Below are 26,045 nucleotides of genomic sequence, written 5' to 3'. Positions count from 1 at the left end.
TGACTATCATCTTTTTGCAGACTTCGGTACAATATGAGAGTAAGTAAAAGAAGGAGGATGAAAAATGGCATCAAATATCGCAGTCTTGACATTAGGCATGCTAAAAAAACAGTTGGCCGAACTTGAAAAAGTAAATACAGTGGATGATGAAACCAAAATCTTTTTAGATACTGGTTGGGATAGTATCCAAGAAATTGCGCCTGATGCGTTGACTATTGGAGAAGCGCAACAATTCGTAGTAGAAGATGAGTGGACAAAAGAGAAGTTCAATGGATTTACATTAGTCGAAAAAGCAGAAAAAATGAATGCAACTGGAGAAAAAGAAACAGTGATCGTTATCAAAAATTTATATTAAGCGAGGGAGAGTATGAATAAAAAGCGTTGGATAGCAGTGTTGATTGCGGCAGGCTTATTGGTTGTTTCGTTGGTATCATCTAGCCTGACGTCAAATTCAAAAGAAGAAAAGCAAATGAGTGGTTTGAATAGCTTATTATATGGCACTAATGAATTATCGCCCACGGTTCTGGAAGAAGGAGATAGTTCAGAAAAAATCGTAAAATTGACGGTTGATGGGACGATCACTAGTGATGGAACATCAGGTTTGTTTGCAACAGAAGGATACAATCACGCTAAGTTTATGGAGCAATTAAATGCTATAAAAGAAGATAAAACGATCAAAGGGATGATGTTAGAAGTCAATTCTCCTGGTGGTGGTGTTTATGAAAGTGCAGAAATAGCTAAGACAATCAGTGATATCCGAAATGAACGAAATATTCCAATGTATGTCAGTATGAAAAATACAGCTGCTAGTGGCGGATATTATATCTCAGCCCAAGCAGATAAAATCTATGCAACAGAGGAAACAGTCACTGGGTCCATTGGTGTCATCATGTCAGGTCTTAATTATTCTGGACTTTTAGAAAAATTAGGGATCGAGGATACGACGGTAAAAAGTGGTGCATTGAAAGATATGGGTTCAAGTACTAGACCACAAACGCCAGAAGATCAAAAAGTCTTACAAACTTATATCGATAATGCCTACAATCGATTTGTCAAAGTAGTCAGTACTGGACGAAATCAATCAGAAGAAGAAGTCCGAAAAATTGCGGATGGTCGTATTTATGATGGAGAACAGGCGAAAGCAGTCGGATTAGTGGATGAAATTGGGTATCCACAAGACGCGTTAAAAGCGATGAGAAGTGAGCAACATTTAGAAAACGCTCAGTTAGTAGAATATGAAACGAATACTACTGGTTTTGCAAACACATGGTTCGGTTCGAAACTTGCTCAGCTTCAAGGCCTAAAAGCTTCTGAAACAAGTCAAATCTTGTCTTTCTTAGAAAATCAAGGAACCGTTCAATCACCAAAGGCAATGTATTATTACGGAGGTGAGTAAGCATGACGAAGCAACCAGAAGATTTAACTTCACATAACAAGGCAGATCGTCCTGCTGTGGGTCCAGATCCAGGCTTTTCTCAAAAAGTACTGCAATCTTTTAAAGAAAAACCATTATCTGAAAGTGAAATCAAAGTAAAGCAACAACAATGGCAACAGTATACCGAAGATAAAGAGGAAAAAATCAATGTAAATGACTTTCCTAAATATTTTTATGCAGGATTTTGGATAAGATTTTTCGCTTTTATTGTGGATCTGATTTGTATTGGCTCAATCACACGGTTGACCATTGGCTTAGCGGCTAATTTAGACTGGTTAAAAGTATCCGATTCTTATTTAAGTATTTATGGTTTTGTTGCTTTGCTGATTTACCTTGGTTATTTTATTTTATTCACGAAATTAAACCATGGACAAACAATAGGAAAAATGATTTTTGGGATTCGTGTGATTTGCTTTAATGAATCAGATTTGAGTTGGACAACAGTGCTAGTGAGAGAAGGCGCTTGTCGGTTCATTTTGAAATTCCCATTACTTTTTGTTGGCTATTTACCGACAATCTTTAATCAAAGAAAACAGCATATTGGTGATTATTTTTCAAATACGAGTGTAGTCACGCTAAATCTAGTCAAAGCCTTTAATCAAGAAATTAATGCTTGATTCATTTTATTTTTTCAACATGGCAATCTAAAAAAGATTGTCATGTTTTTTTATGTTTGATACTATAGTTTTATTCATGATTTTACTGGCAAAGAGTCGAAGGGAGAACGAACATTGGAGCCGATTGATTTTCCTGATAAATACGAAAATCTTATGCGTCTAGCGCAACAAGCATTAGCTGATCATCAATATTTACAAGCAAAGACATTTTTACAACGAGCATTGGAGCTTAAAGGAACATTTGAGGCGAATCGTCTACTTGTCCTTTGCTTAGTTGAGCTAGATGAAAAAAAAGAAGCGCTGAATCAGGCGTTTCCTTATGAAAATGACTACCTGACAGATGAAAAAGTGGCAGCTTTTTATTTTGATCTGCTGATCCAAACAAAAGATTATCTTTATGCTCGCAAGTTAATTGCCAGCTATGATTTTTCTGATTTATTTGAGCAACTCATGGTAGAGAAGATCCAACAAGCAGAAAATTTCACGAGTCAAAATGACCGTCAAAAAATACGTAAGATTCATCTTAGTGTTGAAAAAATGCCGACAATGCCACCTGCAGAACAACTTTTGGTTGTTTCTGAGATTGAAGCGTTGCCTTATCATGAATTGGTACAAACAATCAAAAAAATGATTATCTTACCAGAGATCCACTTATTAGTGCGAGCAAAAATGTTAGAGTCACTCGTGCAAGTGAAGAAACACCAGCCAGTTGTTTATTTAACGATGGATCAGACGTTTATAGAAGTCATACCTGCAACATTACCAAAACCAGAAAAGCAGAAGGCTTATGAACAGTTAATGCGATTAGCAGAAGCTTATGAAGATCAAGATGCCTATCTTAGTACAGTGCTAAAAGAAGAATTTATGATGCAATCCGCTCTTCTTTATCCTGTTTATGATACATATGTCGGTGATCCCAAAAAATGGTTTGCTGATACACTTAGCATGTATGATCCAAACTATAATAATAGACAAACAGAAGCAGAGGAAGCAGATTTCCTAGAAAAAAGGGGAAATATTTTAAGGGAAATGCTACTCTTTCAAAGTGACCGTTGACACTTATCAGATAAAAAAGTCATGAAAAACGTGGATTCTAACCATTCAATATGTTTACAATTTGAAAGGGTTAGTGTACTATTTAAGGGTATGCATGAAACGTTTTTGATGTATAAAATGAATTTTCTAAACTCGGAGGGAACTAAATGACTGCAACATTTGAAAAAAAAGGCACAAACGATGGTGTTTTAAAATTTACGATTGCGCAAGATGAAATTCAAAAAGGATTGACAGCTGCGTTTAATAAAGTTAAAGGAAACTTGAACGTACCAGGGTTCCGTAAAGGGAAAGTTTCACGCCAAGTATTCAACCGTATGTACGGAGAAGAAGCTCTTTATGAAGACGCATTGAATGCTGTCTTACCTGAAAGCTATGAAGCAGCAGTTAAAGAAGCAGGTATCGAACCTGTATCACAACCTCAAATCGATGTTGAAAGCATGGAAAAAGGGCAAGATTGGGTGATCACTGCTGAAGTAACAGTTAAACCTGAAGTGAAATTAGGTCAATATAAAGATTTAGTTGTTGAAAAACAAGACCGTGAAGTTACTGAAGCGGATGTGGAAGAACGTATCAAACGTGAACAAGAAGCTCAAGCAGAATTAGTAATCAAAGAAGATGCTCCAGCAGAAAATGGCGATACTGTAGTGATTGACTTTGAAGGCTTTGTTGATGGCGAAGCATTCGATGGCGGAAAAGGTGAAAACTATTCACTAGAACTAGGCTCTGGTTCATTCATTCCTGGCTTTGAAGATCAATTGATCGGTAAAAAATCAGGTGAAAGCTTAGATGTAACAGTTACTTTCCCAGAAGACTATCAAGCAGAAGACCTTGCTGGTAAAGAAGCAGTGTTCAAAGTAACGGTTCATGAAGTAAAAGCTAAAGAAGTACCTGAATTAGATGACGAATTTGCAAAAGATGTAGATGATGAAGTTTCTACATTAGCTGAATTGAAAGAAAAATATCTAAAAGAATTGACAGAAGCAAAAGAAAAAGAAGCAGAAGACGCAAAAGATGAAGCTGCAATCCGCTTAGCTGTTGAAAATGCAGAAATCGTTGATCTGCCACACGTGATGGTTCACGATGAAGTACACCGTTCAATGGATGAATTTTTGAACAACATGCAACGTCAAGGAATCTCTCCTGACATGTACTACCAATTAACTGGTTCTACAGAAGAAGACTTGCACAAACAATTTGAAGGCGAAGCAGAAGTACGCACAAAAACAAATCTTGTAATCGAAGCTATCGCTAAAGCAGAAGGACTAGCAGCAACAGAAGAAGAAATCAACGCTGAAATTCAAGAATTATCTGAGACATACAACATGCCAATCGAGCAAATCAAACGAGTGTTAACAGAAGATATGTTGGAACATGATGTGACAATGAAAAAAGCAATCGATTTGATTACTGGAACTGCTACTGAAGCAAAATAATCATCTTTTATTGCATTTTATCAAAGAGGAAACTGAGAGGTTTCCTCTTTTTGCATATTTTCGATTTTTGGTTCTTGTTTAGTGCTTTTGCTTTTTTTTGAATTATGGTATGATAGTAAAAGACTGTAAAGTCTGTGATAGTTTCTTGCATTTATGATGCAAGTTAAGGGGTGAAGACCATGTATGATAATCCAAGTGGCAATGAGACCGTACGTTGTTCTTTTTGCGGGAAAACACAAGAAGAAGTAAAAAAAATCGTGGCTGGTCCAGGGGTCTACATCTGTAATGAATGTATTGACCTATGCAAAGAAATCATTGATGAAGAATTTTATGAAGAAGCGGTACGTGAATTCACAGAAGTACCAAAACCATTAGAAATTTTGGAAGTCTTAAATAATTATGTGATTGGTCAAGATCGTGCAAAACGTTCATTAGCTGTAGCAGTATACAATCACTATAAGCGTGTTAATCAACAATCCCAAGAAGATGCAGATGATGTTGAACTGCAAAAAAGTAATATCTGCCTGATCGGTCCTACTGGATCAGGGAAAACTTTCTTGGCACAAACATTAGCTAAAACGTTAAATGTACCTTTTGCGATCGCTGATGCAACCAGTTTAACTGAAGCTGGTTATGTTGGGGAAGACGTCGAAAACATCCTATTGAAATTATTGCAATCAGCTGATTACAATGTGGAACGAGCTGAAAAAGGGATCATCTACATTGACGAAATCGATAAAATTGCTCGTAAAAGCGAGAATGTTTCAATTACTCGAGATGTTTCAGGTGAAGGTGTCCAACAAGCCTTATTGAAGATTTTAGAAGGGACAGTTGCCAGCGTTCCCCCTCAAGGCGGTCGGAAACATCCTCATCAAGAATTTATCCAAATCGATACGACAAATGTTTTGTTTATCGTAGGTGGTGCGTTTGATGGGATTGAAACAATTGTTAAAAATCGTTTAGGAGAAAAGACAATCGGTTTCGGGACTAAAAATCAAAAATTAGCAGATGGCGAAAGTGTCATGCAAGAAATCATTCCAGAAGATCTATTGAAATTTGGTTTGATTCCTGAATTTATTGGTCGTTTACCAGTAATGGCAGCACTTGAAAAATTAACGACAGAAGATCTTGTGCGTATTTTGACAGAGCCAAAGAATGCTTTGGTCAAACAATACCAAAAATTACTTGCTTTGGATAATACGGAATTAGAATTTGAACCAGAGGCATTAACAGCAATCGCTGAAAAAGCAATTGCCCGAAATACTGGGGCACGTGGACTACGTTCGATCATCGAAGAAATCATGATGGATATTATGTTTGACATCCCATCTAATGAGAATATCGAAAAAGTGATCATTACGAAAGAAGCTGCTGAATTAACAGGAGAACCGACTGTCGTTTATAAAGATTCTGAGAAAAAAGCGGGATAAAAGCAGATAGAAGCTGGAATGCTGTCGTGAAAGTTAGTTATTGCTTTTGCGGCAGCTTTGTCTTTTTATCGAAACTATTGATTAATGATTAAGAAATTCTATTGACAGCAGGCGATTCAACGTTGTGATTACTCAAAATTGGCAAATAGGGAAGATGACTTTCGTTTATGTAAAAACGTACTTTCCGCATTCAACTGCAGTTTTTCGATCGTTGAATCTTAGAATGAAATCAAAAAACCTCAAAACATGAGAAGCTGTTTCGAGATTTTTTTCTTTAAGGTACGAATCAATTCATGCTTCTCGCAACCTGTTACACGGCGTTTAAGAAGCGACTCTTCGTATATCAGAGATTGTTTAATAAAGTAATATTAAACAATCTTCTCTCATCTCGATAGAGTTCCTTTCTTCTTCAACGACCTTTTTTAGGAGAGATTTTATGAAAGTACATCAAGCAGAAATAGTGATTAGTGCAGTTGCACCAAAACAATACCCAGAATCTGATTTACCAGAAATTGCTTTAGCAGGGCGTTCAAATGTCGGAAAGTCTTCTTTTATCAATACGTTGATTGACCGAAAGAATTTAGCTCGCACTTCGGGAAAACCAGGTAAGACCCAAACATTGAATTTTTATTTGATTGAAAATGCGTTACACTTTGTCGATGTCCCTGGTTATGGTTATGCCAAAGTATCAAAGACTGAACGTGCAAAATGGGGTAAAATGATCGAAACATATATTACGACCAGAGAGCAGTTGCGAGCAGTCGTTTCTTTAGTCGATTTACGTCACAAACCTTCCCAAGAGGATATCCAGATGTATGAATTTTTGAAATATTACGATATTCCAGTGATTGTCGTAGCGACTAAAGCGGATAAGATACCACGAGGAAAATGGAACAAGCATGAAAGTGAAATCAAAAAAGCGTTGGATTTTGATAATAATGATCAGTTTATTTTATTTTCTTCTGTCACAAAGCAAGGAAAAGAAGAAGCTTGGCAGGCAATTGAAGAAGCAATTTCAGAATAAAAAACTAGTAGCAGACGAAGGACTCAAAGAGGAGAACATTCGCTTGCTACTAGTTTTTTTCTATTTTTTTGTCTGTTCTTTTTTTTCGTCATTTTTTGGTTTCAAAAAGCGATCGATTTCTTCTTTTGAAGCAACTGTTTTTTCTGGATCAACAGCAAAGGATTCAAATAATTTATCAAGATTATCTGTACGTTCAAATTTAAGCCCCAAATTATTCACCTCTTTGATTATTTGTTTCTATTCTACCATGGATAGTTACTAAAATAATTGGAAGTCGTTAAATTTTAGTTTTTTCTTATGCTTAGTTATAATTTAATTATAAAATACTTTGAAAGGAGTGAGAGTATAGTGGAAGAACAACAATTATTAATGACGATTCAATTAACCGATTTGAATCAAAGTCAAAGAGAAAATGAATTGGAAGATTGGTTCTTTTTTATTCGAATGATGTTTAGTCCCTCATTTTTTCAAACTTCTCGTCAGACAGCACGAATATTTGAATGGACAACCTTTAAAAAGGAAGCAATGCAGGAATCTCAGTTCGCATTTGGTTGGCTGACTGTAAAAAATGAAACGAATGAGTGTCGTTTTCATTTTGATGGTCAACAATTGATCATTAAGAATATTTTGGAGAAGAATATTTTCTTACAACATGAATCGGTGATCAGAGATTATATCCAGCTTAAAATGGATAAAAATGGCGTATTTGCTTACTTACGTTCATACAATGAATTTAAGTATCATAATATTAAAGAAATTGAAGAACGGTTGAAGTTTGAAACACAAGAAGCTATTGATAAGTTGCCAAAGATGAGAGAACGATCGGGAGCGGTTGTGATTGATTGTAATCAATTGCCTGGTTACGATCTATCTCATGAGGGATTATGCTTTACTTCTTGTTGGGAAATGTATTACAGCTCTTACTACTATCGCATCATTCCGAAACAAGTATTTTTAGATGTCCAACAAGTGGAATTTGTAAAAGAGAAACAAAATGGTGTGATCTGTATTCAATTATATCGTGACCCTTTCAAATGGGCCGAGGAAACGAATCGACATTTTCAGACCTATTATCGTGACCAATTGGGATTTGATCATCTTTCTTGGGACAATGGTGTTGGGCTTTTGAAAGCCCCGTACATTGAGTATGCTTATACCGATCAAAGTATTCAATCTGTTCAATACCAAAATGAAAGAATGCAACCGACTCAGAAAAAGGATGCGACGTTCTTCGTTACTCGAAGTTATAATTTTGTCAATGATGAATACCACGAAAAGCGAGTAAGAGGGCAGTTGAATACACAAGCTTATTTTCCTTGGGTAGATGAGCAGCGGGCGCAGATGATGTTTTACAAAGTGATTGATCCCCGTATCTCTTTAGATGATGGGATCGAAGCTTATTGCTACTATATAAGAGAATACTTAGAGATCGCAGTTGACGATGAAAAATATCAAGAATATTTAGTTACTTTACGATTATACGTACCTACTGAAAATTTGACACAGCTCCCATTGAATGAAATTCGCGAAAAACTATCAGATATTCAGTTTAATCGAATAAGAAAAAGACGAGGACGTTTAAGCTTTGACGTGAAAAAAGGTGTAAATCATCTTAGAGTAGAAATCTATGATTATCCAAAATTAAACAAATTTGCGACATTACAAAAAATTTGAGGTGAGCACATGGATAAACACTTATATTATCGGGTCATGTTACCTACAGCATTTGTAGCTTTTTTGATGTTCTTTCTTCCCAACATCCCTGTACGATCAATTTTGGGCTTTATCATTATGTTCATTGGATTAGGAAGGTACTATTATTTAGTGCATAGAAAATAAAGCATATAAAAGGTTGTGGAAGAATCGTACAGCGAATACCGTTTGTACTTCTTTACAACCGCTCAAGAGTCTGGACCAGTTGAAAGTTCAGACTCTTTTTTGAATGTTTTAGATTGTCTATGAATGTTTTTGAATGATTTTTATTGATTAATAAAAAGAATTATGCTACTATATGTCGTGAGGTGATCGTGGAAATGCTTACAGAAGAGCGCAGACAAAAAATACTACACTTGTTAGAACAAAATAAAATAGTGAAATCTCAAGATTTAGTAACACTTCTAAACGCTTCTGAATCAACGATTAGACGTGATTTGCAAGAGTTGGAGAATGATGGTCTGTTAGAAAGAATCCATGGTGGCGCGAAAAAAGGGCAACTTTTAGGGTTTGAACAGAATATGAGTGAAAAAACGCTCAAAAACGTTCAAGAAAAACAAACAATCGCTCGATTAGCAGCTCAATTAATCAATGACGATGACGTTATTTATTTAGATGCTGGGTCCACGACGTTAGAAATGATCCCATATTTGCAAGAGAAAAAGGTAACGGTAGTAACTAATTCAGTGAAACATGCAGCTAGTTTGGTTGATTTGCAACTTCCCACCATCATATTAGGTGGACAAGTTAAATTATCAACAAATGCTGTACTAGGAAATAGTACAATCAGCCAGTTAAAAAATTTCTATTTTAATAAAGTGTTTATGGGAATGAACGGTGTTGACTTGAACCGTGGATTTACAACGCCAGATCCGGAAGAAGCAGCCGTGAAACGTCTAGCAATGGCAAATGCGGAAGAAAGTTTCGTCCTGATTGATCATTCTAAGTTCAACAAGCTTAGTTTCACTTCTGTGGCACCTTTAGAAGCAGCTACGATCGTAACCGAACGTTGTCCATTGGAATTTGTTACCGATTATCGGGAACGGACAACTATCAAGGAGGCAGCTATACAATGATTTATACAGTAACATTAAATCCGTCGATTGACTTTATCGTACGTGTCGATGGGTTAAAAATCGGGGAATTGAATCGAATGAAAGAAGACTTTAAAGTTCCTGGCGGAAAAGGGATCAATGTTTCTCGAATTTTGAAAAGAATTGACTCTGATTCGACAGCCCTTGGCTTTTTAGGAGGCTTTACAGGAAACTTTATCGCAGAGTGGTTGGAAAAAGAAACAATCCAAACTTCTTTTACAACGGTTCAATCAGATACTCGGATCAATATCAAATTAAAATCTGATTCTGAAACGGAGATCAATGGTTTAGGCCCAACGATCTCAGATGAAGAAATCCAATCATTCAAGCAAGCGCTAAGTGTTGTGAACAAAGGAGACATCGTTGTCTTATCTGGTAGTACTCCTGCCAGCTTAAGAAAAGGGTTCTATCAAGAATTGATTGAGATCATTCGTGAAAAAGAAGCAGACTTTGTGATTGATACAACTGGGGATGATCTAAAAAATTCTCTTGCTAAAAGACCATTGTTGATCAAACCTAATAACCATGAATTAGCCGAATTATATCAGACACACTTTGATCGTGTGGAAGAGATTTTGCCATATGGTAAGAAACTATTAGCTGAAGGGGCACAAAATGTCTTGATATCAATGGCGGGAGATGGTGCCTTGTTATTTACTAATGAAGGTGCTTACCGATCAAACGTATTAGTTCGCCCGTTAAAAAACTCGGTTGGTGCAGGAGATTCAATGATTGCTGGATTTATTGGTGCTTATAGCAAAAATCAAGATCCAGTGGAAGCATTTAAATGGGGAGTCGCTTGTGGAAGTGCGACAGCATTTTCTGATGATTTAGCTTCTAGAGCATTGATTGATGAACTGTTACCAGAAGTTGAGATAACAAAAATAGATTCGTTTTCAGGAGGATTATCATGAATATCAAAGATTTAATGATCAAAGATGCAATGATCATGGACCTACAAGCAACTGATAAAAAAGGCGCAATTGATGAAATGGTCCAAAAAATGTTTGCTGCCGGAAGAATCTCAGATATTGAAACCTATAAAGAGGGGATTTTAGCACGAGAAGCGCAAACTTCTACCGGACTAGGTGACGGCATTGCGATGCCTCATGCAAAAAATGCAGCAGTAAAAGAAGCAACCGTACTATTTGCTAAAAGTAACAAAGGGGTCGATTATGAGGCATTAGATGGTCAGCCGACTTACCTATTCTTTATGATCGCAGCTCCAGAAGGCGCAAATGATACACACTTACAAGCGTTAGCTGCTTTATCCCGCCTTTTAGTGGATCCAGATTTTGTTGCAAAATTAAAAGAAGCAGATTCACCAGAAGCTGTACAAGAATTATTCCAAACAGCGGAAGATCAAAAAGCTGCGGAAGAAAAAGCAGAACAGGCAAAACAAGCTGAAGCTGCAACCGTTGATCCTAAGAGCAAGTTTGTTATTGCAGTAACCGCTTGTCCAACAGGAATCGCCCACACTTATATGGCGGAAGATGCTTTGAAGAAAAAAGCGAAAGAAATGGGCGTAGAGATCAAAGTTGAAACAAACGGATCAGAAGGCGTTAAAAACTTATTGACAGCTGAAGACATCGCTCGTGCGGATGGTGTAATCGTAGCTGCAGATAAAAAAGTTGCCATGGATCGTTTTGACGGGAAAGAACTTGTCAATCGTCCGGTTAGCGACGGGATTCGTAAGCCAGAAGAACTGATCAATCTTGCTTTAAGCGGTACTGCACCAGTTTATCATGGACAAGGGAAAGATACTGGTTCTGATGAAGGAAATGCAGAAGGAACCGTCGGTCAACGAATCTATAAAGATTTGATGAATGGTGTTTCTCATATGCTGCCGTTTGTTATTGGCGGTGGGATTGCGATTGCTCTTTCTTTCATGGTGGACCAATTTATGGGTGTACCACAAGATCAGCTTGCAAACCTTGGGAATTATAATCAAATTGCCAGCTGGTTCAACCAAATCGGTCAAGCTGCTTTTGGTTTCATGTTACCAGTTCTTGCTGGATTTATTGCTTCAAGTATCGGGGATCGCCCTGGTTTGATTGTTGGTTTTGCTGCTGGTGCATTAGCTAATACTGGCGGTGCAGGCTTCTTAGGGGCTTTGATCGGCGGTTTCTTAGCTGGATATGTCATTGTGTTCTTGCGTAAACTCTTCAAGAAATTACCTAAATCATTAGACGGAATCAAAACGATTCTCTTTTATCCCGTGTTTGGGTTGTTGATTACCGGTTTCTTGATGTTGTTGGTTAATGTACCGATGAAAGCAATCAATGATGCATTAAACGGATTTTTAACAAGCATGAGCGGTTCAAACGCTGCGTTACTTGGAGCTTTACTTGCAGGAATGATGGCTGCTGACTTAGGTGGACCTATTAATAAAGCGGCTTATGTTTTCGGTACAGCTACGCTAGCAACAACTGTTGCGACTGGCGGTAGTGTCGTGATGGCTTCTGTTATGGCTGGTGGGATGGTTCCACCATTAGCAATTTTTGTTGCTACTCGTTTATTCAAAAATAAATTTAGTAAAACAGATCAAGATGCTGGTCTAACGAATATTGTGATGGGCTTGTCCTTTGTAACAGAAGGATCGATTCCATTTGCAGCAGCTGATCCGATCCGCGCCATTCCAAGTTTCATTATTGGCTCTGCTCTAACAGGTGGTTTAGTTGGTGCTTTCGGTATCAAATTACTTGCTCCTCATGGTGGGATTTTCGTTGTATTCTTGTTAAGTCATCCAGTCTTGTACTTAGCATTCATCGCTATTGGTGCAATCGTTTCTGGTGTGATTTATGGTTTACTAAGAAAATCACCAACAGTAACAACAGCATAATTTTCAATTTATAAATATGAGACCTTCTTACGGAATTTAACAATAATTTTCGTAAGAAGGTTTTTTTGTGAGATTAAATGCAAATTTTTTGAAAATTAAAAAATGGAAAGCGAAATTGATCAATAGATGCATAAATATAGGATTTGTGATTAGAAATTAGTTATTTATTGACGGATATAAATGTGTATAGTATCATTTTTTTGTAATCTAATGTTAATCAAAAGCGCTTTTATATAAAAAAGAATGGTTATAGAGGAGGGGAATATGAAAAAAAGTACAAAATGGGTTGTTTTATCGCTCTTTATTCTTTGTGCTAGTATTGTCCCAGTCAATGACTTTGATGCACAAGAAAATTCTGAGAATAGTGTAAATCTCCATGACAATGTGCAAACGAGCACAAGTGATGAGTACTCCGTTTCCTTTGAGACAACTACGGAAGAATCCCATGAAGATGTCAATAATCAAATCACCGAAGCATCAACAAGCAGCGAAGAAACAAAACAAGTGTTAGCAGAAAACGCTGAACTGTCCGACGAAATTGGTGCAATTAGTCCTTTGGTTGGAGAAGGAACATTAGAAAGTCCTTATACTGCAGCAACAGCAGATGAATTAATTAGGGTAATGAGTGAGATCAATAATGATTCAGGTTCGGGAACCTATTATGTTGCTTTGACAGCAGACATCGTGTATACAGATGCGGATGTTTTTGAGTTTTATAAAAATGTCGAGATCGATGGTCAAAATCATCATATGCTATATACCAACGCTTCCAACTCAACCGCTTCGAATACTGGCTATCGAGTGAAGATTAGTGGATTAAGAATCAAATTGAAAAACATGAATTTTGGAAGCGCGACACTAACTGATGAAAATGGCGTTATCTATGGCAACCAATCTTACTACGGGATCTTAGGGGCTGGAAGTTTATCTGTCCTCTCATTTGACGCGGTTTTTGAAAACGTCAATTATTATGGCAAGACCGGGGCGCAACCACTTCTAGCTTGGCATACAGAATCCACCTTCACCTTTGAGGGGAAAAATGAATTTGTCAGTGAAGCAGGAGCAAACAGCGAAGAGTTCATGGAAGGAAACAACATTACATTTGCGAAAGATTCGACGACGATTATCAACCACCAAACGAGTACGAATCTCGCTTTGTTTTATGGTTCAGCTTCTGGCGGATCGGGTGATCGGAAAATACGAGTCACTCTTGAAGAAAATGCGAATGTGCAATTGACATCAAGCAAAGATTATTTTTCTTATGATGGGACAGGATTAATTTTTACGATTGGTCAAAATGCTGAATTTTTGTATGAACAAACAGGTAACAAGCCAATGAATTTTACGAATGGTCAAGCAGCAGAAATCAATTTTGGCGCTAATTCACAAACTTCAATGATCAGCCAAGGCAGATTCAATTCAAATGGAAATGTTGTAATGAATGCGGATGAGCCCGATTTTGTTCGTTTTCAAAATACTTCTAATACCAACGGCTTGTTTGCTAGAAATATGACATTTAACCGGATCGATGGAGTAGCAGGAGAAATAGGAGGCTATCAATTTAGCTATTTAGCAACTGATCAAAGTTTACAAAAAAAAGGAAGTAGTAGGAGCTGGTACAGCTACATTAAATGACAGTTACTTTACAAATACAGCTCTAAAACAAGCAATCTATCAAAAAAAAATCAATATTACCGATTGGAAAGCACAGCCGAGTGTAGCGGTCGGACAAAGTCAATTAGACACTACGATCAATGCTTATGAGCCAGCCAGTCGGATAGGAAAGGCAACGACGTTTAAATTAAGTACGAAACAACTTTGGAGTGAAACCGATTTAACGACTGAGGAAGCACAACAACAAGTTGAGCTTGCTGATGAAAATACAGATGGGATGATCGCAGTCGAAGAAACCGCGGGAATGACATGGACAAAAGAAAAACTACCAGCTGGAACTTATTTTGTCTATACAAAAATAGCTGGTGCCGTCAACGATGATCCCGAACTTCAAGCCTATTTAACTGAAAGCCTTTGGGTAGAACAACAGGTGGAAGTAGTCAAAAGTCCATTAAGTGTGGAAGTACCTTTAGAAATGATATTTGAATCGAAAACAGAAGGTGCATTCGACACGGCATCTTCGACCAAACCAATCATTAGTTCGAGTAACTATCCCATTGATTTTACGATTGGCACGGTTCAAGATCTTACAGCTGATTCATCAGTTGTGCTAGTCAATCAATTTTCTGGCGGAAATCATAACGAGTTGATTCTTAATCTTGTTGCCACTGATGGGACAACGATGGGACCGTTGGTTGTCGGGCAAAATAATGTGGACAGATTGGAAATTGCCCCTTTTTTAACAGAACCAATTGAACTTTATTTAGCTGGAGAATTTTCAGGAAACATTTTACAAAAATATTATCCTAGTTATGCCTTTACTTATCAACTATCAGCTAAAGAATAAAGGAGAAAAGCAATGGAAGAAACAAAACGGAAAAAACAAAAACAGGTACTACTCATTCTACTAGGATTATTGTTGTTGCTAAGTGGCTGGCTAGTGTACCGCTATTATCTTCAAGCAAAACCAGAGCCCGTTACTATTGTCAGTGGCGAATTTTTACCCGCTGGGAAAGATGCCCAAAAAATCTCTGACTCTGAAAAGAAAAAAATTGCACAGGTTGCAGTAGATAAAAGCAAATTCAATTTAGTTATCTCACCTGAAGCGAAAATCGATCGACAAACAGGGAGCGGCGAATTGATGATAAAAAATCCCAGTGAAAATGGCTATCCGATCAATGTAGAAATTAGAGAAAAAAAGAACAATCAACTTGTTTATACTTCCGGTGCGATTCAGCCCGGGTATGAAATAAAAAATGTCACGTTGGAACAGGCATTAGAAAAGGGGGAGTATCCATCAGTTGCTTTATTTAGTTTGTATGACCCAGACACCAACGAAAAAAAAGGTCAAGTGGCTGCAGGAGTTACATTAACAGTTGAATAAAAAATAAAAGGGGTTTATTGATATGATGAAAAAAGTACTTGTAAGTATGTTGTTTAGTGGGAGCTTTGTTGGATTTGTTGCGCCCGCAATGGTTCAAGCGGAAGACGTGATTGGTGTTGACCAAGCCGATATTCAAATCAATGGTACGATTGGATTAGATAACACAGATCCAGAAGAAGCGATTGAGGAAAGTCATGACAATTGGATCAATGTGACATTAGATACAGCGACCATTTTCTATAACGTAAGCGGGCGAAATGATATTGAATCTCCAACCTATAATATTGAAAATAAATCGGGACGTCCAGTTGATGTATCCATTGCAGATTTCGCGCAAACAAATGCCGAAAGTATCACAGAAATTTCTAGTCTAAATCTTGTTTCTCCAGCAGCAACGAACACTTCCTTGATCGCCGCAGGAACACTCATAGATTTTGCGACGACACCAGTCAAACTCTTTACATTAGCAAACAATGAAGGAAAACTAACTGCAAATGGTACCGCAAATAATGCTTTTTCGACCACCTTCAACTATGCTGGAACAGTATCTTCTACCACAGCAACCAAGAGTACACCAACGTTCAATTTGACGTTGCAATTAGATGCTGTATCTTGGACAGCAGCGCCTTAAACTGATTAAAAAAGTTAGAAGGGATAATATGAAGGCAACACTTGACGTAAAAGGATCACTTGGAATTGATGCCGAACTGCCAAATGACCAGCAAGAAAGTGCAGGGGCTCAAAAACCAGGTTATGTGATTAAAACAGAAGTAAAAACGATGAGTACCTTCCCCAAAACAACGGACACAGACAGTTTAATGATTAGTTTCTTGGGAATATTCCTTGTAGGAGTAACAATTACAGTGAAGTATTTTTGGGGAAATAAAGAAAGAGAATAAGATGAAAAGTTTTTTTAAAGATAAAGATACTGGTTGTATTTCCCTATAAAATAAAAATTTGCTCTTACCACTAGCATACTGGCTAATCGTAAGAGCAAATTTTTATTGCCTAAAAGGCTTGTTTCGTCGTTAAAATCGAAGAGCGAGCAACAATCGTTTTCCGTACGCTTGAAAGATGACGTTCATCGGTTAAGATGACTAAAATGTCGCCAACATTCATGATTGTATCCCCATGAGTCAAAATCTCTTTATTTCCTCTAATAATGGAAACGAGTAACATATGTTTTGGCCAATTGAAATCTCTGACCATTCGTCCATCCAATGTACTTTCCGCAGTGATTGGAAAATCAAAGGTTGTTTTGCCGACTAATATTGGTTGTTTTTCTTGTTGAATCAATCGCTCGAGTAAAGATTCGTAAATCGGATTGCCTCCTAATAAATCATTGCTAACGTAAGCGAAGAGTGAAACGACACCTAAAGGCATCAAATGATTCAAAGAACCGACCATCTCCGTTACTAAGATAATTGCAGTCAACGGGGCTTTTCCGATTGCTGTAAAGTAACCTGCCATCGCAATCACGAGAAAGTCTTTGACATAAATCGGATTCATACCAACTAAGTTCACTAAAGCCCCTCCATAAAATGCTCCAATCAGCGCACCTAAAGTTAGGATTGGTAAAAAAATCCCGCCCGGTAAACTGGCGCCATATGAAACCATAGAAAAGAAAAACCGTAAGATAAATAGACCTGCAATCAATGTTAATGGGTAAAAGGCATGTCCTGAAGTGATGATGATCTGGTTTCCGCCCCCTAGGATTGTTGGCCAAAAATAGCCAATCGGCAAAACTAAAAGAAAAGGAACGATTCCGTGAAAGTGTGCAGGAATCGGCAGCTTTCGATAAAATTTTGGTAAGCTAAGCAAAACGATCTGATAAATATACCCTAGCACACCGAGAATAATACCTAGAATAATTAAAAAACCATAATATTTTAACGGTAAAGACGGAATTTTTCCTAGAGACAATACAGGTTTCAAACCGAAAAAATAAAGTGACACAAAATTAGCAGTGATCGCTGATGTAAAGGATGTCAGCCAAACTAATGGAGAGAAAGAATGATGGATTTCTTCTAAAACAAATAATAACCCAGCAATCGGTGCATTAAATGCTGCTGCTAATCCCGCACTCGCTCCGCTAGAGATAAGAATTTTCTTTTCAGCTGAAGAGCTGTTTAATAATTGGCTTGTTCCTTCACCCACCACTGCGCCTAACTGGATTGATGGACCTTCTCGACCTAAGAATAAACCGGAACCAACCGATAACACGCCTCCAATAAATTTTTTCCATAGAACAGAAAACCATGAGACTGTTAATTCTCCTTGTAATTGTCCTTCAACTTGGGGAATGCCGCTTCCTTTAATATCGGGATCGCTTTTGATAAGAAATCCCACAAAAATAGCAATAATAATTGAAGCTGCTAAGATAAATGCTAAATATAAAGGTTCTTGTTGACTATGAAGGTAAACTTGTTCGGTTAATTCACCAAATTTCTCAATTGCCAAGCGAAAAATGCTAACGATACCGCCAGTGAGCAACCCAACTAAGACCCCTTTTAAAATATAATATAGTTGTGTTTTGTCGACATGTTTAAATAATGTTTTTGCTTTCATTGCTAATCCCTCGTTTCAATTTAATTTAGCGTGATTTTTTCTTTTTTACAAGAGGAAAAGAAAAGAAATTTTTTTTCATTGCAAATTCATCGCTTTGCAAACAAATTTTCATTTCGCTTGCAGTGATCAGATTGCGGTTATTACTACCCTATCCATAGATAATATATGCTTTAATGAAAGCTGGGGAAATGCTATAATTAAACGGATTGATAAAAGAAAGGATGTTGTAAATGTCATCCAAAAGTGAATTATTGAATGGGATGAATCCTCGACAAAAAGAAGCGGTTCTTCATACCGAGGGACCACTATTATTGATGGCCGGTGCAGGTAGTGGGAAAACGAGGGTCTTGACCCACCGAATTGCTTATTTGATTGAAGAAAAGGAAGTAAATCCGTGGAACATCCTAGCGATTACTTTTACCAATAAAGCCGCTAAAGAGATGAAGGAGCGGGTAAATGCCATTTTAGAATATGGTGGCGAAGATGTTTGGGTGTCGACTTTCCATTCCATGTGTGTGCGTATCTTAAGAAGAGATGTCGATTTTATCGGTTACAACCGAAATTTTACTATTATCGATTCTTCTGAACAGTTGTCTTTAATGAAACGTATCTTAAAAGAATTGAATATTGATCCGAAAAAATACGATCCAAGAAGTATACTTGGAACGATTTCACAAGCAAAAAACAACTTGCAAAACCCTCAGGAGTTTGCCAAGTTGCAAGGAAGTTACTATGAAGAAATTGCAGCTAAGTGTTATGTAGCTTATCAAAAAGAATTACAATATAACCAATGTATGGATTTTGATGACTTGATTATGAATACCATTCGGTTATTTGAAGAGCATCCAGATTCTTTGACTTATTATCAAAATAAATTCCATTACATCCATGTGGATGAATACCAAGACACGAACCATGCACAATATACTTTAGTTAATCTACTCGCCCAAAGATTCCAAAATTTATGTGTTGTGGGGGATGCTGATCAAAGTATTTACGGTTGGCGTGGCGCTGATATGCAAAATATTTTGGATTTTGAAAAAGATTATCCGAATGCCACAGTCATTTTATTAGAGCAAAACTACCGTTCGACTAAAACAATTTTAAGTGCTGCCAACCAAGTGATCGAAAATAATAGCAATCGAAAGCCGAAAAATCTTTGGACAGAAAACCGGGAAGGAAATAAAATCACTTACTACCGTGCAGATAACGAGCGAGATGAAACACGTTTCATTGTGGATCGTATGCAAGAGCAAATTCGTGAAAATCAACGGAATTATGGCGACTTTGCGATTTTGTATCGAACTAATGCTCAGTCTCGTGTGATGGAAGAAACCTTACTAAAAGCGAATATTCCTTATAAAATGGTGGGCGGACATAAGTTCTACGACCGTAAAGAAATTAAGGATATTTTAGCGTATTTGAATGTGATTGCGAATCCTCAAGACTCAATCAGTTTTGAACGGATCGTTAATTCGCCTAAACGCGGGATCGGACCTGGCTCAATCGAGAAATTAAGAAGTTTTGCGACGATCCACCAATGGCCACTCCTTGAAGCGGCGCAAAATGTTGATTTAACTAACATTGGTGGAAAAGCCGGTCAACAATTAGCAGTTTTTGGCGATATGATCAATGACGTCACACAAATGGTTCCCTATCTAACAGTGACCGAACTGACAAAAGAAATCTTAGAACGTAGTGGGTATCTAGAGGACTTAAAAATTCAAAATACTTTAGAATCACAAGCAAGAATCGAAAACTTGGAAGAATTTTTAACCGTTACTCAAGAATTTGATAAACAATTTGAAAAACAAAATGAAGAAAATGCGGATGCACCAGAAGAAAAATTAACTGTATTTTTAAATGACTTGGCCTTAGTTTCTGACATCGATAATTTAGAAGAAGAAACTACCCAAGTGACATTGATGACTTTGCATGCCGCAAAAGGTCTTGAATTTCCAGTCGTCTTTCTGATTGGTTTGGAAGAAGGAGTTTTCCCATTGTCACGAGCCTTGATGGAAGAAAGCGAATTGGAAGAAGAACGAAGACTTGCTTATGTCGGGATCACGAGAGCAGAAGAAGCACTCTACCTGACCAATGCTTTTTCCCGTACCTTATATGGCAGGACGCAATATAATCGACCTTCTCGCTTTGTAGAAGAAATCGATCAAGAATTATTAGAAGTCCAAGGCATGCGGCCAACGCCAAAACAAACGAGTCCTTTTACGAGCAGAACAGCTAAACCAGCCTACAAACAACCAGTAACAACTGTTGTTTCTTCAAAAACAGCAACTGGTGGAGAAAGCAATAGCTGGAAAGCAGGCGATAAAGTCAATCATAAAAAATGGGGGATCGGAACAGTGGTAAGGGTAAATGGTACTGCCAAAGATTTAGAATTGGACGTGGCATTTCCTAGTCAAGGTGTGAAACGGTTGTTAGCAGCATTTGCGCCAATTGAAAAAGTTTAAACAGGGGGGATAAACGATGGAACATGAAATGACAATTGATGAAGCTGCAAAACGAGCAGAAGAACTACGATCTCGGTTAAATCGTTGGTCCAGAGAATATTATGTTGAAGATAAACCAACTGTCGAAGATTATGTTTATGATCAAGAATATGCTGAATTAGTAGCAATTGAAGAGCAATATCCTGATTTAATCACTTCGGATTCACCAACTCAGCGAGTAGGGGGGAAAGTTCTCAGTGGGTTTGAAAAAGTGACTCATGATATTCCGCTTTATAGTTTGAATGACGTATTTAGCAAAGACGAACTCTTTGCCTTTGATCAACGTGTCCAAAAAGCAATTGGTCGCCCTGTTGATTACTGCTGTGAGTTAAAAATTGATGGTTTATCGGTTTCCTTGCGCTATGAAAATGGCGAATTTGTTCGTGGTGCAACAAGAGGAGATGGGACGGTTGGCGAAAATATCACAGAAAATCTAAAAACAGTTCGTTCTGTCCCATTGAAGTTGAAAGATGCTATCAGTATCGAAGTCCGCGGCGAATGTTTTATGCCCAAAAAATCATTTGTGCAATTAAATCAAGCAAGAGAAGCAGAAGGAAAAGATATTTTTGCAAATCCTCGAAATGCAGCTGCAGGATCACTGAGACAACTGGACTCTAAAATTACTGCAAAACGTAATTTGGATACTTTTTTATATACGGTAGCGGATTTTGGACCGATGAAAGCGACAACCCAATATGATGCTTTAGAAGAATTAGAACAGATCGGTTTCCATACGAATCATGAAAAGCGTTTGTGTCATTCGATTGATGAAGTTTGGTCATTTATTGAAGAATACCATGAAAAACGAATGGACTTAACCTATGAAATTGATGGAATCGTCATCAAAGTGAATGAATTTTCTTTACAGGACCAATTAGGTTTTACTGTCAAAGCACCTCGTTGGGCAACAGCGTATAAATTCCCACCGGAAGAAGTAGAAACGAAGATCGAAGAAATCGAATGGACGGTTGGGCGGACTGGTGTTGTGACACCTACAGCGATTATGACTCCGGTACGAGTGGCTGGGACGACAGTTAGTCGAGCAAGTCTGCATAACGGTGATTACATCAAGTTAAAAGATATAAGGTTAAACGATATTGTTCGTATCTATAAAGCAGGAGATATTATCCCTGAAGTAGCACAAGTCGTGTTGGATCAACGACCTGCTGATAGCGAACCTTATGTTTTACCAACACATTGTCCGATCTGTCATAGTGAATTAGTTCATCTTGATGAAGAGGTTGCTCTTCGTTGTATCAATCCGAAGTGTCCAGCCCAAATCAAAGAAGGATTGAATCATTTTGTTTCACGTAACGCCATGAATATCGATGGCCTAGGACCAAGAGTATTGGCACAGATGTATGATAAACAACTAGTTACAGATGTGGCTGATCTTTACAAGCTAACGGAAGAGGAATTGCTGACGTTAGATAAAATCAAAGAAAAATCAGCCAATAATATATTGACAGCAATCCACGATAGTAAGGATAATTCGGTCGAAAGATTGATATTTGGCTTAGGGATTCGCCACGTCGGCTCCAAGGCAGCGAAGATATTAGCAGAGCATTTTGGCGATCTGGAAACATTAAGTAAAAGTGACTTTGAATCAATCATTGTTTTAGACACGATCGGCGATACGATTGCTGATAGCGTAGTGACCTATTTCAGTAATGAAGAGGTCCATGACTTGATGTCCGAACTAAAACAAGCAGGTGTCAACTTTGAGTATAAAGGGATTCGTTCTTCACAGATTGAAACGATCGAATCACCTTTTAAAGAAAAAACAGTGGTTTTAACAGGAAAATTGACTCGTTTTACGCGTGAAGAAGCAAAAGAAACCATTGAAAATCTTGGAGGTAAGGTTACTGGCAGTGTGTCTAAGAAAACCGACATCGTGGTAGCAGGCGAAGACGCTGGTAGTAAGCTGACCAAAGCACAAGCACTAGGAATCGACGTATGGTCAGAAGAAAAAATGGCAGAAGCATTAGCTGACAGTCATTTTAATTAAGAAAATCTGATTTTTTTCAGACAAATTTCAAGAAACAATTTCAGATGGGAATCACTTATGTTAAAATAGAGAGCAAAGTTTTTAACTCGTTTAGAAAGAAGGGGTAGTATGGCGATCAGTGAAGAACAAGTAAAACACGTTGCCAAATTAGCAAAACTTGCGTTCGCAGATGAAGAACTTGCAAGTTTTACTGATCAATTAGGGAAAATCATTGATATGGTGGAAATGCTTGAGGAAGTTGATACAGAAGGTGTTCCATTTACATCAAATGTGGTTGAAACAGTGAACGTTATGCGACAAGACCGAGCAAGTGCTGGTTGGGATCGTGATGAATTGTTGAGAAATGTACCAGAAAAAGAAGATGGCTTTATCAAAGTGCCAGCAATTATTGACAATGGGGAGGCTGGCGCATAATGACAAAACTATATGATCTTTCTTTAGAAGAATTGCACGCATTACTGGTTTCTAAAGAAATCACTGCACAAGATTTAACAAGAGCAACCTTTGAGCGAATCAAAGAAACTGAGCCAGAGATTGAAGCTTTTATTACATTGAATGAAGAAAAAGCTCTGGCACAAGCCAAAGCGTTAGATGAAAAAGGAATTGATGAAAATAATGTCTTAGCTGGGATTCCAATTGGGATCAAAGACAATATCGTTACCAAAGATCTGTTGACGACTGCAGCTTCCAAAATTCTTTATAATTTTGATCCTATCTATGATGCTACTGTCATGGACAAAGTGTATCAAGCAGATATGATTCCAGTTGGTAAATTGAACATGGATGAGTTTGCGATGGGAGGAAGTACAGAAACTTCTTACTTTAAGAAAACAAAAAATGCTTGGGACCATTCGAAAGTTCCTGGTGGTTCTTCTGGTGGTTCGGCTGCTGCAGTCGCTGCTGGACAAATCCCAGTTTCCTTAGGTAGTGATACAGGCGGAAGTATTCGCCAACCAGCTTCATTTAATGGAATCGTGGGAATGAAACCTACCTACGGACGTGTGTCACGTTTTGGTTTGATCGCCTTTGCCTCATCACTAGATCAAATCGGACCAATGACTCGCAGCGTGAAAGATAATGCATTAGCTCTAACAGCAATCAGTGGCTATGATGAAAAAGATGGCACATCTTCTGGTGTTTCTGTTCCTAATTTTGCCGAAGGATTAACTGGCGACATCAAGGGGATGAAGATTGCTTTACCAAAAGAATATCTTGGCGAAGGAGTCGCTCCTGGCGTAAAAGAAAACATTTTGAAAGCGGCAGAAACTTTCCGTTCATTAGGTGCAACTGTAGAAGAAGTAAGTTTGCCACATTCAAAATATGGGGTAGCAGTCTACTATATCATTGCCTCATCAGAAGCAAGTTCCAACTTACAACGTTTTGATGGTATTCGTTTCGGTTACCGTTCAGAAAATGTGAAGAACTTAGAAGATGTATATGTGAATTCACGTACTGAAGGTTTTGGCGAAGAAGTCAAACGTCGGATCATGTTGGGAACATTCTCATTAAGTGCTGGATATTATGATGCTTACTTTAAAAAAGCGGGTCAAGTTCGAACATTGATCAAACGTGATTTTGAAAAAGTCTTTGCAGACTACGATTTGATCATCGGCCCATCTTCTCCAACAGTGGCATTTGGTATCGGTGAAAACATCAATGATCCAATCACGATGTACATGAGTGACATCTTAACAATTCCTGTTAACTTAGCTGGTTTACCTGGAATGTCAGTTCCTGCGGGATTATCTGAGAATATGCCGGTTGGTTTACAAATCATTGGTAATTATTTTGATGAAAAAACAATGTACCAAGCAGCCTATGCTTTTGAGCAAGCAACACAATTCCATAATCAAAAACCAGCAATTTTAGGAGGGAAAGGCGAATGAACTTTGAAACAATCATTGGGCTTGAAGTCCACGTTGAGTTAAAGACCAACTCAAAAATTTTCTCTCCAGCTCCTGCACATTTTGGAGCTGAACCAAACAGCAATACAAATGTGATCGACTGGGGATATCCTGGTGTTTTACCAGTAATGAATAAAGCAGCATTAGAATTCGGTATGCGAGCAGCACTCGCTTTGAACTGTGAAATTTCTAAAGACACACATTTTGATCGTAAAAATTATTTTTACCCAGATAATCCAAAAGCTTACCAAATCTCACAATTTGATCAACCCATTGGGCATGACGGTTGGATCGAGATCGAAGTTGAAGGTAAGAAAAAGAAAATACGGATCGAACGAGTTCACTTAGAAGAAGATGCTGGTAAGAACATGCATGGTATTGGTGGCTATTCTTACGTTGACTTAAACCGTCAAGGGACACCATTGATCGAGATCGTTTCTGAAGCTGATATGCGTTCACCAGAAGAAGCCTATGCTTATCTAGAAGCATTGCGTTCAATCATCCAATTTACTGAAGTTAGTGATGTGAAAATGGAAGAAGGTTCTATGCGCTGTGATGCCAATATTTCTTTACGACCTTATGGACAAGAAGAATTTGGAACAAAAGCAGAGTTGAAAAACTTAAACTCCCTTTCATTTGTTAAAAAAGGTCTAGCCTTCGAAGAAAAACGTCAAGCAAAAGTCTTACTTTCTGGTGGAGAAATCCAACAAGAGACACGACGTTTTGACGAAACAACTAATAAAACGATTTTGATGCGTGTCAAAGAAGGTTCTAGCGATTATCGTTATTTCCCTGAACCTGATATTCCTAAATTTATGATTGACGATGAATGGATCCAAAAAGTGAAAGCAAGCTTGCCGGAAATGCCTGCTTCTCGTCGTCAACGTTATATCCAAGAATTAGGGTTACCTGAGTATGATGCAATGGTTCTAACTCTATCAAAAGAAATGTCTGACTTCTTTGAAGCGACTTTAGAGAATGGTGCGGATGCAAAACAGGCATCTAACTGGTTAATGGGTGAAGTATCTGCTTACTTGAACAGTGAGAAACTAGAATTAGCTCAAACGAACTTGACTCCTGAAAATCTAGCAGGCATGATTCGTCTGATTGCAGATGGTACGATTAGTTCTAAGATTGCGAAAAAAGTATTCCGAGAATTGATCACAAATGGTGGCGACGCACAAGATGTTGTTGAAAAAAATGGTTGGGTTCAGTTGTCTGATCCAAGCAAACTATTACCAGTTATCAACGAAATCTTAGATAATAACCAACAATCAGTAGATGACTTCAAAAACGGAAAAGATCGTGCGGTTGGTTTCTTAGTAGGACAAATCATGAAAGCAACTAAAGGTCAAGCCAATCCAGGTGTCGTTAATAAACTGTTGCAAGAAGAATTAGCAAAACGCTAGGAGTAGA

Annotated in this window: 23 protein-coding genes; 21 read left to right on the top strand and 2 right to left on the bottom strand. The window is 37.8% G+C overall.

Going from position 1 to position 26,045, the window contains the following annotated elements:
* The first annotated feature begins 64 nt into the window (after positions 1-64).
* The 7 genes from IGK81_RS07475 to yihA all read left to right on the top strand — a co-directional run bounded on the left by IGK81_RS07475 (position 65) and on the right by yihA (position 6,995).
* On the top strand, positions 65-355 hold the full coding sequence (locus IGK81_RS07475; protein ID WP_010737730.1) for a hypothetical protein: 291 nt from the start codon (positions 65-67) through the stop codon (positions 353-355).
* Positions 356-367: 12 nt separating this feature from the next.
* The gene (gene sppA / locus IGK81_RS07470) at positions 368-1,396 is read left to right on the top strand and encodes a signal peptide peptidase SppA (RefSeq protein ID WP_010718964.1); all 1,029 of its coding nucleotides are present in this window, start codon (positions 368-370) and stop codon (positions 1,394-1,396) included.
* Between the two features lie 2 nt (positions 1,397-1,398).
* A complete protein-coding gene (locus IGK81_RS07465) occupies positions 1,399-2,052 on the top strand; it encodes an RDD family protein (protein ID WP_034698258.1) in 654 nt (217 codons plus the stop codon).
* 114 nt (positions 2,053-2,166) lie between these two features.
* Positions 2,167-3,108, top strand: coding sequence for a hypothetical protein (locus tag IGK81_RS07460; protein WP_034698256.1), 942 nt, complete (start codon positions 2,167-2,169; stop codon positions 3,106-3,108).
* 146 nt (positions 3,109-3,254) lie between these two features.
* The gene (gene tig / locus IGK81_RS07455; protein ID WP_010718967.1) at positions 3,255-4,541 is read left to right on the top strand and encodes a trigger factor; all 1,287 of its coding nucleotides are present in this window, start codon (positions 3,255-3,257) and stop codon (positions 4,539-4,541) included.
* Positions 4,542-4,720: 179 nt separating this feature from the next.
* A complete protein-coding gene (gene clpX, locus IGK81_RS07450) occupies positions 4,721-5,971 on the top strand; it encodes an ATP-dependent Clp protease ATP-binding subunit ClpX (RefSeq protein ID WP_010718968.1) in 1,251 nt (416 codons plus the stop codon).
* Positions 5,972-6,407: 436 nt separating this feature from the next.
* On the top strand, positions 6,408-6,995 hold the full coding sequence (gene yihA, locus IGK81_RS07445) for a ribosome biogenesis GTP-binding protein YihA/YsxC (RefSeq protein ID WP_010718969.1): 588 nt from the start codon (positions 6,408-6,410) through the stop codon (positions 6,993-6,995).
* Between the two features lie 60 nt (positions 6,996-7,055).
* Here the strand turns inward: yihA and IGK81_RS07440 are convergent, their stop codons facing one another.
* Positions 7,056-7,205, bottom strand: a complete 150-nt coding sequence (locus tag IGK81_RS07440) for an SPJ_0845 family protein (RefSeq protein ID WP_010737727.1) — start codon at positions 7,203-7,205, stop codon at positions 7,056-7,058.
* A 135-nt stretch (positions 7,206-7,340) separates the two neighbouring features.
* Between IGK81_RS07440 and IGK81_RS07435 the strand changes: the two genes are divergently transcribed.
* The 9 genes from IGK81_RS07435 (at position 7,341) to IGK81_RS07395 (ending at position 16,541) form a co-directional block, all read left to right on the top strand.
* Entirely contained in the window at positions 7,341-8,669 is a 1,329-nt protein-coding gene (locus IGK81_RS07435) for a hypothetical protein (RefSeq protein WP_412003899.1), read from the top strand.
* A 359-nt stretch (positions 8,670-9,028) separates the two neighbouring features.
* The gene (locus tag IGK81_RS07430) at positions 9,029-9,784 is read left to right on the top strand and encodes a DeoR/GlpR family DNA-binding transcription regulator (RefSeq protein WP_010718973.1); all 756 of its coding nucleotides are present in this window, start codon (positions 9,029-9,031) and stop codon (positions 9,782-9,784) included.
* The gene (pfkB, locus tag IGK81_RS07425; RefSeq protein ID WP_010718974.1) at positions 9,781-10,716 is read left to right on the top strand and encodes a 1-phosphofructokinase; all 936 of its coding nucleotides are present in this window, start codon (positions 9,781-9,783) and stop codon (positions 10,714-10,716) included. Before IGK81_RS07430 ends, pfkB begins: the two co-directional genes overlap by 4 nt.
* On the top strand, positions 10,713-12,644 hold the full coding sequence (locus IGK81_RS07420; protein ID WP_010737724.1) for a PTS fructose transporter subunit IIABC: 1,932 nt from the start codon (positions 10,713-10,715) through the stop codon (positions 12,642-12,644). The genes pfkB and IGK81_RS07420 overlap by 4 nt, the downstream gene beginning before the upstream one ends.
* 264 nt (positions 12,645-12,908) lie before the next feature.
* Positions 12,909-14,279, top strand: coding sequence for a hypothetical protein (locus tag IGK81_RS07415; protein ID WP_431393313.1), 1,371 nt, complete (start codon positions 12,909-12,911; stop codon positions 14,277-14,279).
* Positions 14,280-14,562: 283 nt separating this feature from the next.
* Positions 14,563-15,105 (top strand): hypothetical protein, encoded by a 543-nt coding sequence (locus IGK81_RS07410; RefSeq protein WP_123874718.1) that lies wholly within the window; start codon positions 14,563-14,565, stop codon positions 15,103-15,105.
* 12 nt (positions 15,106-15,117) lie between these two features.
* Positions 15,118-15,642 (top strand): hypothetical protein, encoded by a 525-nt coding sequence (locus IGK81_RS07405; RefSeq protein WP_010718977.1) that lies wholly within the window; start codon positions 15,118-15,120, stop codon positions 15,640-15,642.
* Between the two features lie 22 nt (positions 15,643-15,664).
* Positions 15,665-16,273, top strand: coding sequence for a hypothetical protein (locus IGK81_RS07400; protein WP_034698252.1), 609 nt, complete (start codon positions 15,665-15,667; stop codon positions 16,271-16,273).
* A gap of 28 nt (positions 16,274-16,301) precedes the next feature.
* On the top strand, positions 16,302-16,541 hold the full coding sequence (locus IGK81_RS07395; RefSeq protein WP_010718979.1) for a hypothetical protein: 240 nt from the start codon (positions 16,302-16,304) through the stop codon (positions 16,539-16,541).
* 109 nt (positions 16,542-16,650) lie between these two features.
* Here IGK81_RS07395 and IGK81_RS07390 read toward each other — a convergent pair whose 3' ends face one another.
* Positions 16,651-18,210, bottom strand: a complete 1,560-nt coding sequence (locus IGK81_RS07390) for a ClC family H(+)/Cl(-) exchange transporter (protein WP_010737720.1) — start codon at positions 18,208-18,210, stop codon at positions 16,651-16,653.
* Between the two features lie 230 nt (positions 18,211-18,440).
* On the opposite strand from IGK81_RS07390, the gene pcrA reads away from it, so the two are divergent.
* The 5 genes from pcrA to gatB all read left to right on the top strand — a co-directional run bounded on the left by pcrA (position 18,441) and on the right by gatB (position 26,038).
* Positions 18,441-20,678 carry a DNA helicase PcrA gene (pcrA, locus tag IGK81_RS07385; protein WP_063627213.1) on the top strand — a complete coding sequence of 746 codons (2,238 nt, stop codon included), beginning with the start codon at positions 18,441-18,443 and terminating at the stop codon, positions 20,676-20,678.
* A gap of 16 nt (positions 20,679-20,694) precedes the next feature.
* Positions 20,695-22,725 (top strand): NAD-dependent DNA ligase LigA, encoded by a 2,031-nt coding sequence (gene ligA, locus IGK81_RS07380; protein WP_034698247.1) that lies wholly within the window; start codon positions 20,695-20,697, stop codon positions 22,723-22,725.
* A 108-nt stretch (positions 22,726-22,833) separates the two neighbouring features.
* Positions 22,834-23,139, top strand: coding sequence for an Asp-tRNA(Asn)/Glu-tRNA(Gln) amidotransferase subunit GatC (gene gatC / locus IGK81_RS07375; RefSeq protein ID WP_010718983.1), 306 nt, complete (start codon positions 22,834-22,836; stop codon positions 23,137-23,139).
* Complete coding sequence (gene gatA / locus IGK81_RS07370; RefSeq protein WP_034698246.1) at positions 23,139-24,611, top strand: Asp-tRNA(Asn)/Glu-tRNA(Gln) amidotransferase subunit GatA; 1,473 nt, start codon at positions 23,139-23,141, stop codon at positions 24,609-24,611. Before gatC ends, gatA begins: the two co-directional genes overlap by 1 nt.
* Positions 24,608-26,038: an Asp-tRNA(Asn)/Glu-tRNA(Gln) amidotransferase subunit GatB gene (gatB, locus tag IGK81_RS07365; RefSeq protein WP_034698244.1), complete on the top strand. Its 1,431-nt coding sequence runs from the start codon at positions 24,608-24,610 to the stop codon at positions 26,036-26,038. The genes gatA and gatB overlap by 4 nt, the downstream gene beginning before the upstream one ends.
* The last annotated feature ends 7 nt before the right edge of the window (positions 26,039-26,045 follow it).

Origin of the sequence: Enterococcus sp. DIV0703 (assembly GCF_051711065.1) — a bacterium.
GTDB lineage: Bacteria > Bacillota > Bacilli > Lactobacillales > Enterococcaceae > Enterococcus_B > Enterococcus_B hirae.
Note: the sequence above shows the minus strand (reverse complement) of the source record. Positions and strands in the feature narration are given on the sequence as shown.

Coding starts and splice junctions, on each gene's coding strand:
- IGK81_RS07475 (WP_010737730.1), top strand. CDS start 65: ATGGCATCAAATATCGCAGTCTTGACATTAGGCATGCTAAAAAAACAG.
- sppA (WP_010718964.1), top strand. CDS start 368: ATGAATAAAAAGCGTTGGATAGCAGTGTTGATTGCGGCAGGCTTATTG.
- IGK81_RS07465 (WP_034698258.1), top strand. CDS start 1,399: ATGACGAAGCAACCAGAAGATTTAACTTCACATAACAAGGCAGATCGT.
- tig (WP_010718967.1), top strand. CDS start 3,255: ATGACTGCAACATTTGAAAAAAAAGGCACAAACGATGGTGTTTTAAAA.
- clpX (WP_010718968.1), top strand. CDS start 4,721: ATGTATGATAATCCAAGTGGCAATGAGACCGTACGTTGTTCTTTTTGC.
- yihA (WP_010718969.1), top strand. CDS start 6,408: ATGAAAGTACATCAAGCAGAAATAGTGATTAGTGCAGTTGCACCAAAA.
- IGK81_RS07430 (WP_010718973.1), top strand. CDS start 9,029: ATGCTTACAGAAGAGCGCAGACAAAAAATACTACACTTGTTAGAACAA.
- pfkB (WP_010718974.1), top strand. CDS start 9,781: ATGATTTATACAGTAACATTAAATCCGTCGATTGACTTTATCGTACGT.
- IGK81_RS07420 (WP_010737724.1), top strand. CDS start 10,713: ATGAATATCAAAGATTTAATGATCAAAGATGCAATGATCATGGACCTA.
- IGK81_RS07415 (WP_431393313.1), top strand. CDS start 12,909: ATGAAAAAAAGTACAAAATGGGTTGTTTTATCGCTCTTTATTCTTTGT.
- IGK81_RS07410 (WP_123874718.1), top strand. CDS start 14,563: ATGACATGGACAAAAGAAAAACTACCAGCTGGAACTTATTTTGTCTAT.
- IGK81_RS07405 (WP_010718977.1), top strand. CDS start 15,118: ATGGAAGAAACAAAACGGAAAAAACAAAAACAGGTACTACTCATTCTA.
- IGK81_RS07400 (WP_034698252.1), top strand. CDS start 15,665: ATGATGAAAAAAGTACTTGTAAGTATGTTGTTTAGTGGGAGCTTTGTT.
- IGK81_RS07395 (WP_010718979.1), top strand. CDS start 16,302: ATGAAGGCAACACTTGACGTAAAAGGATCACTTGGAATTGATGCCGAA.
- IGK81_RS07390 (WP_010737720.1), bottom strand. CDS start 18,210: ATGAAAGCAAAAACATTATTTAAACATGTCGACAAAACACAACTATAT.
- pcrA (WP_063627213.1), top strand. CDS start 18,441: ATGTCATCCAAAAGTGAATTATTGAATGGGATGAATCCTCGACAAAAA.
- ligA (WP_034698247.1), top strand. CDS start 20,695: ATGGAACATGAAATGACAATTGATGAAGCTGCAAAACGAGCAGAAGAA.
- gatC (WP_010718983.1), top strand. CDS start 22,834: ATGGCGATCAGTGAAGAACAAGTAAAACACGTTGCCAAATTAGCAAAA.
- gatA (WP_034698246.1), top strand. CDS start 23,139: ATGACAAAACTATATGATCTTTCTTTAGAAGAATTGCACGCATTACTG.
- gatB (WP_034698244.1), top strand. CDS start 24,608: ATGAACTTTGAAACAATCATTGGGCTTGAAGTCCACGTTGAGTTAAAG.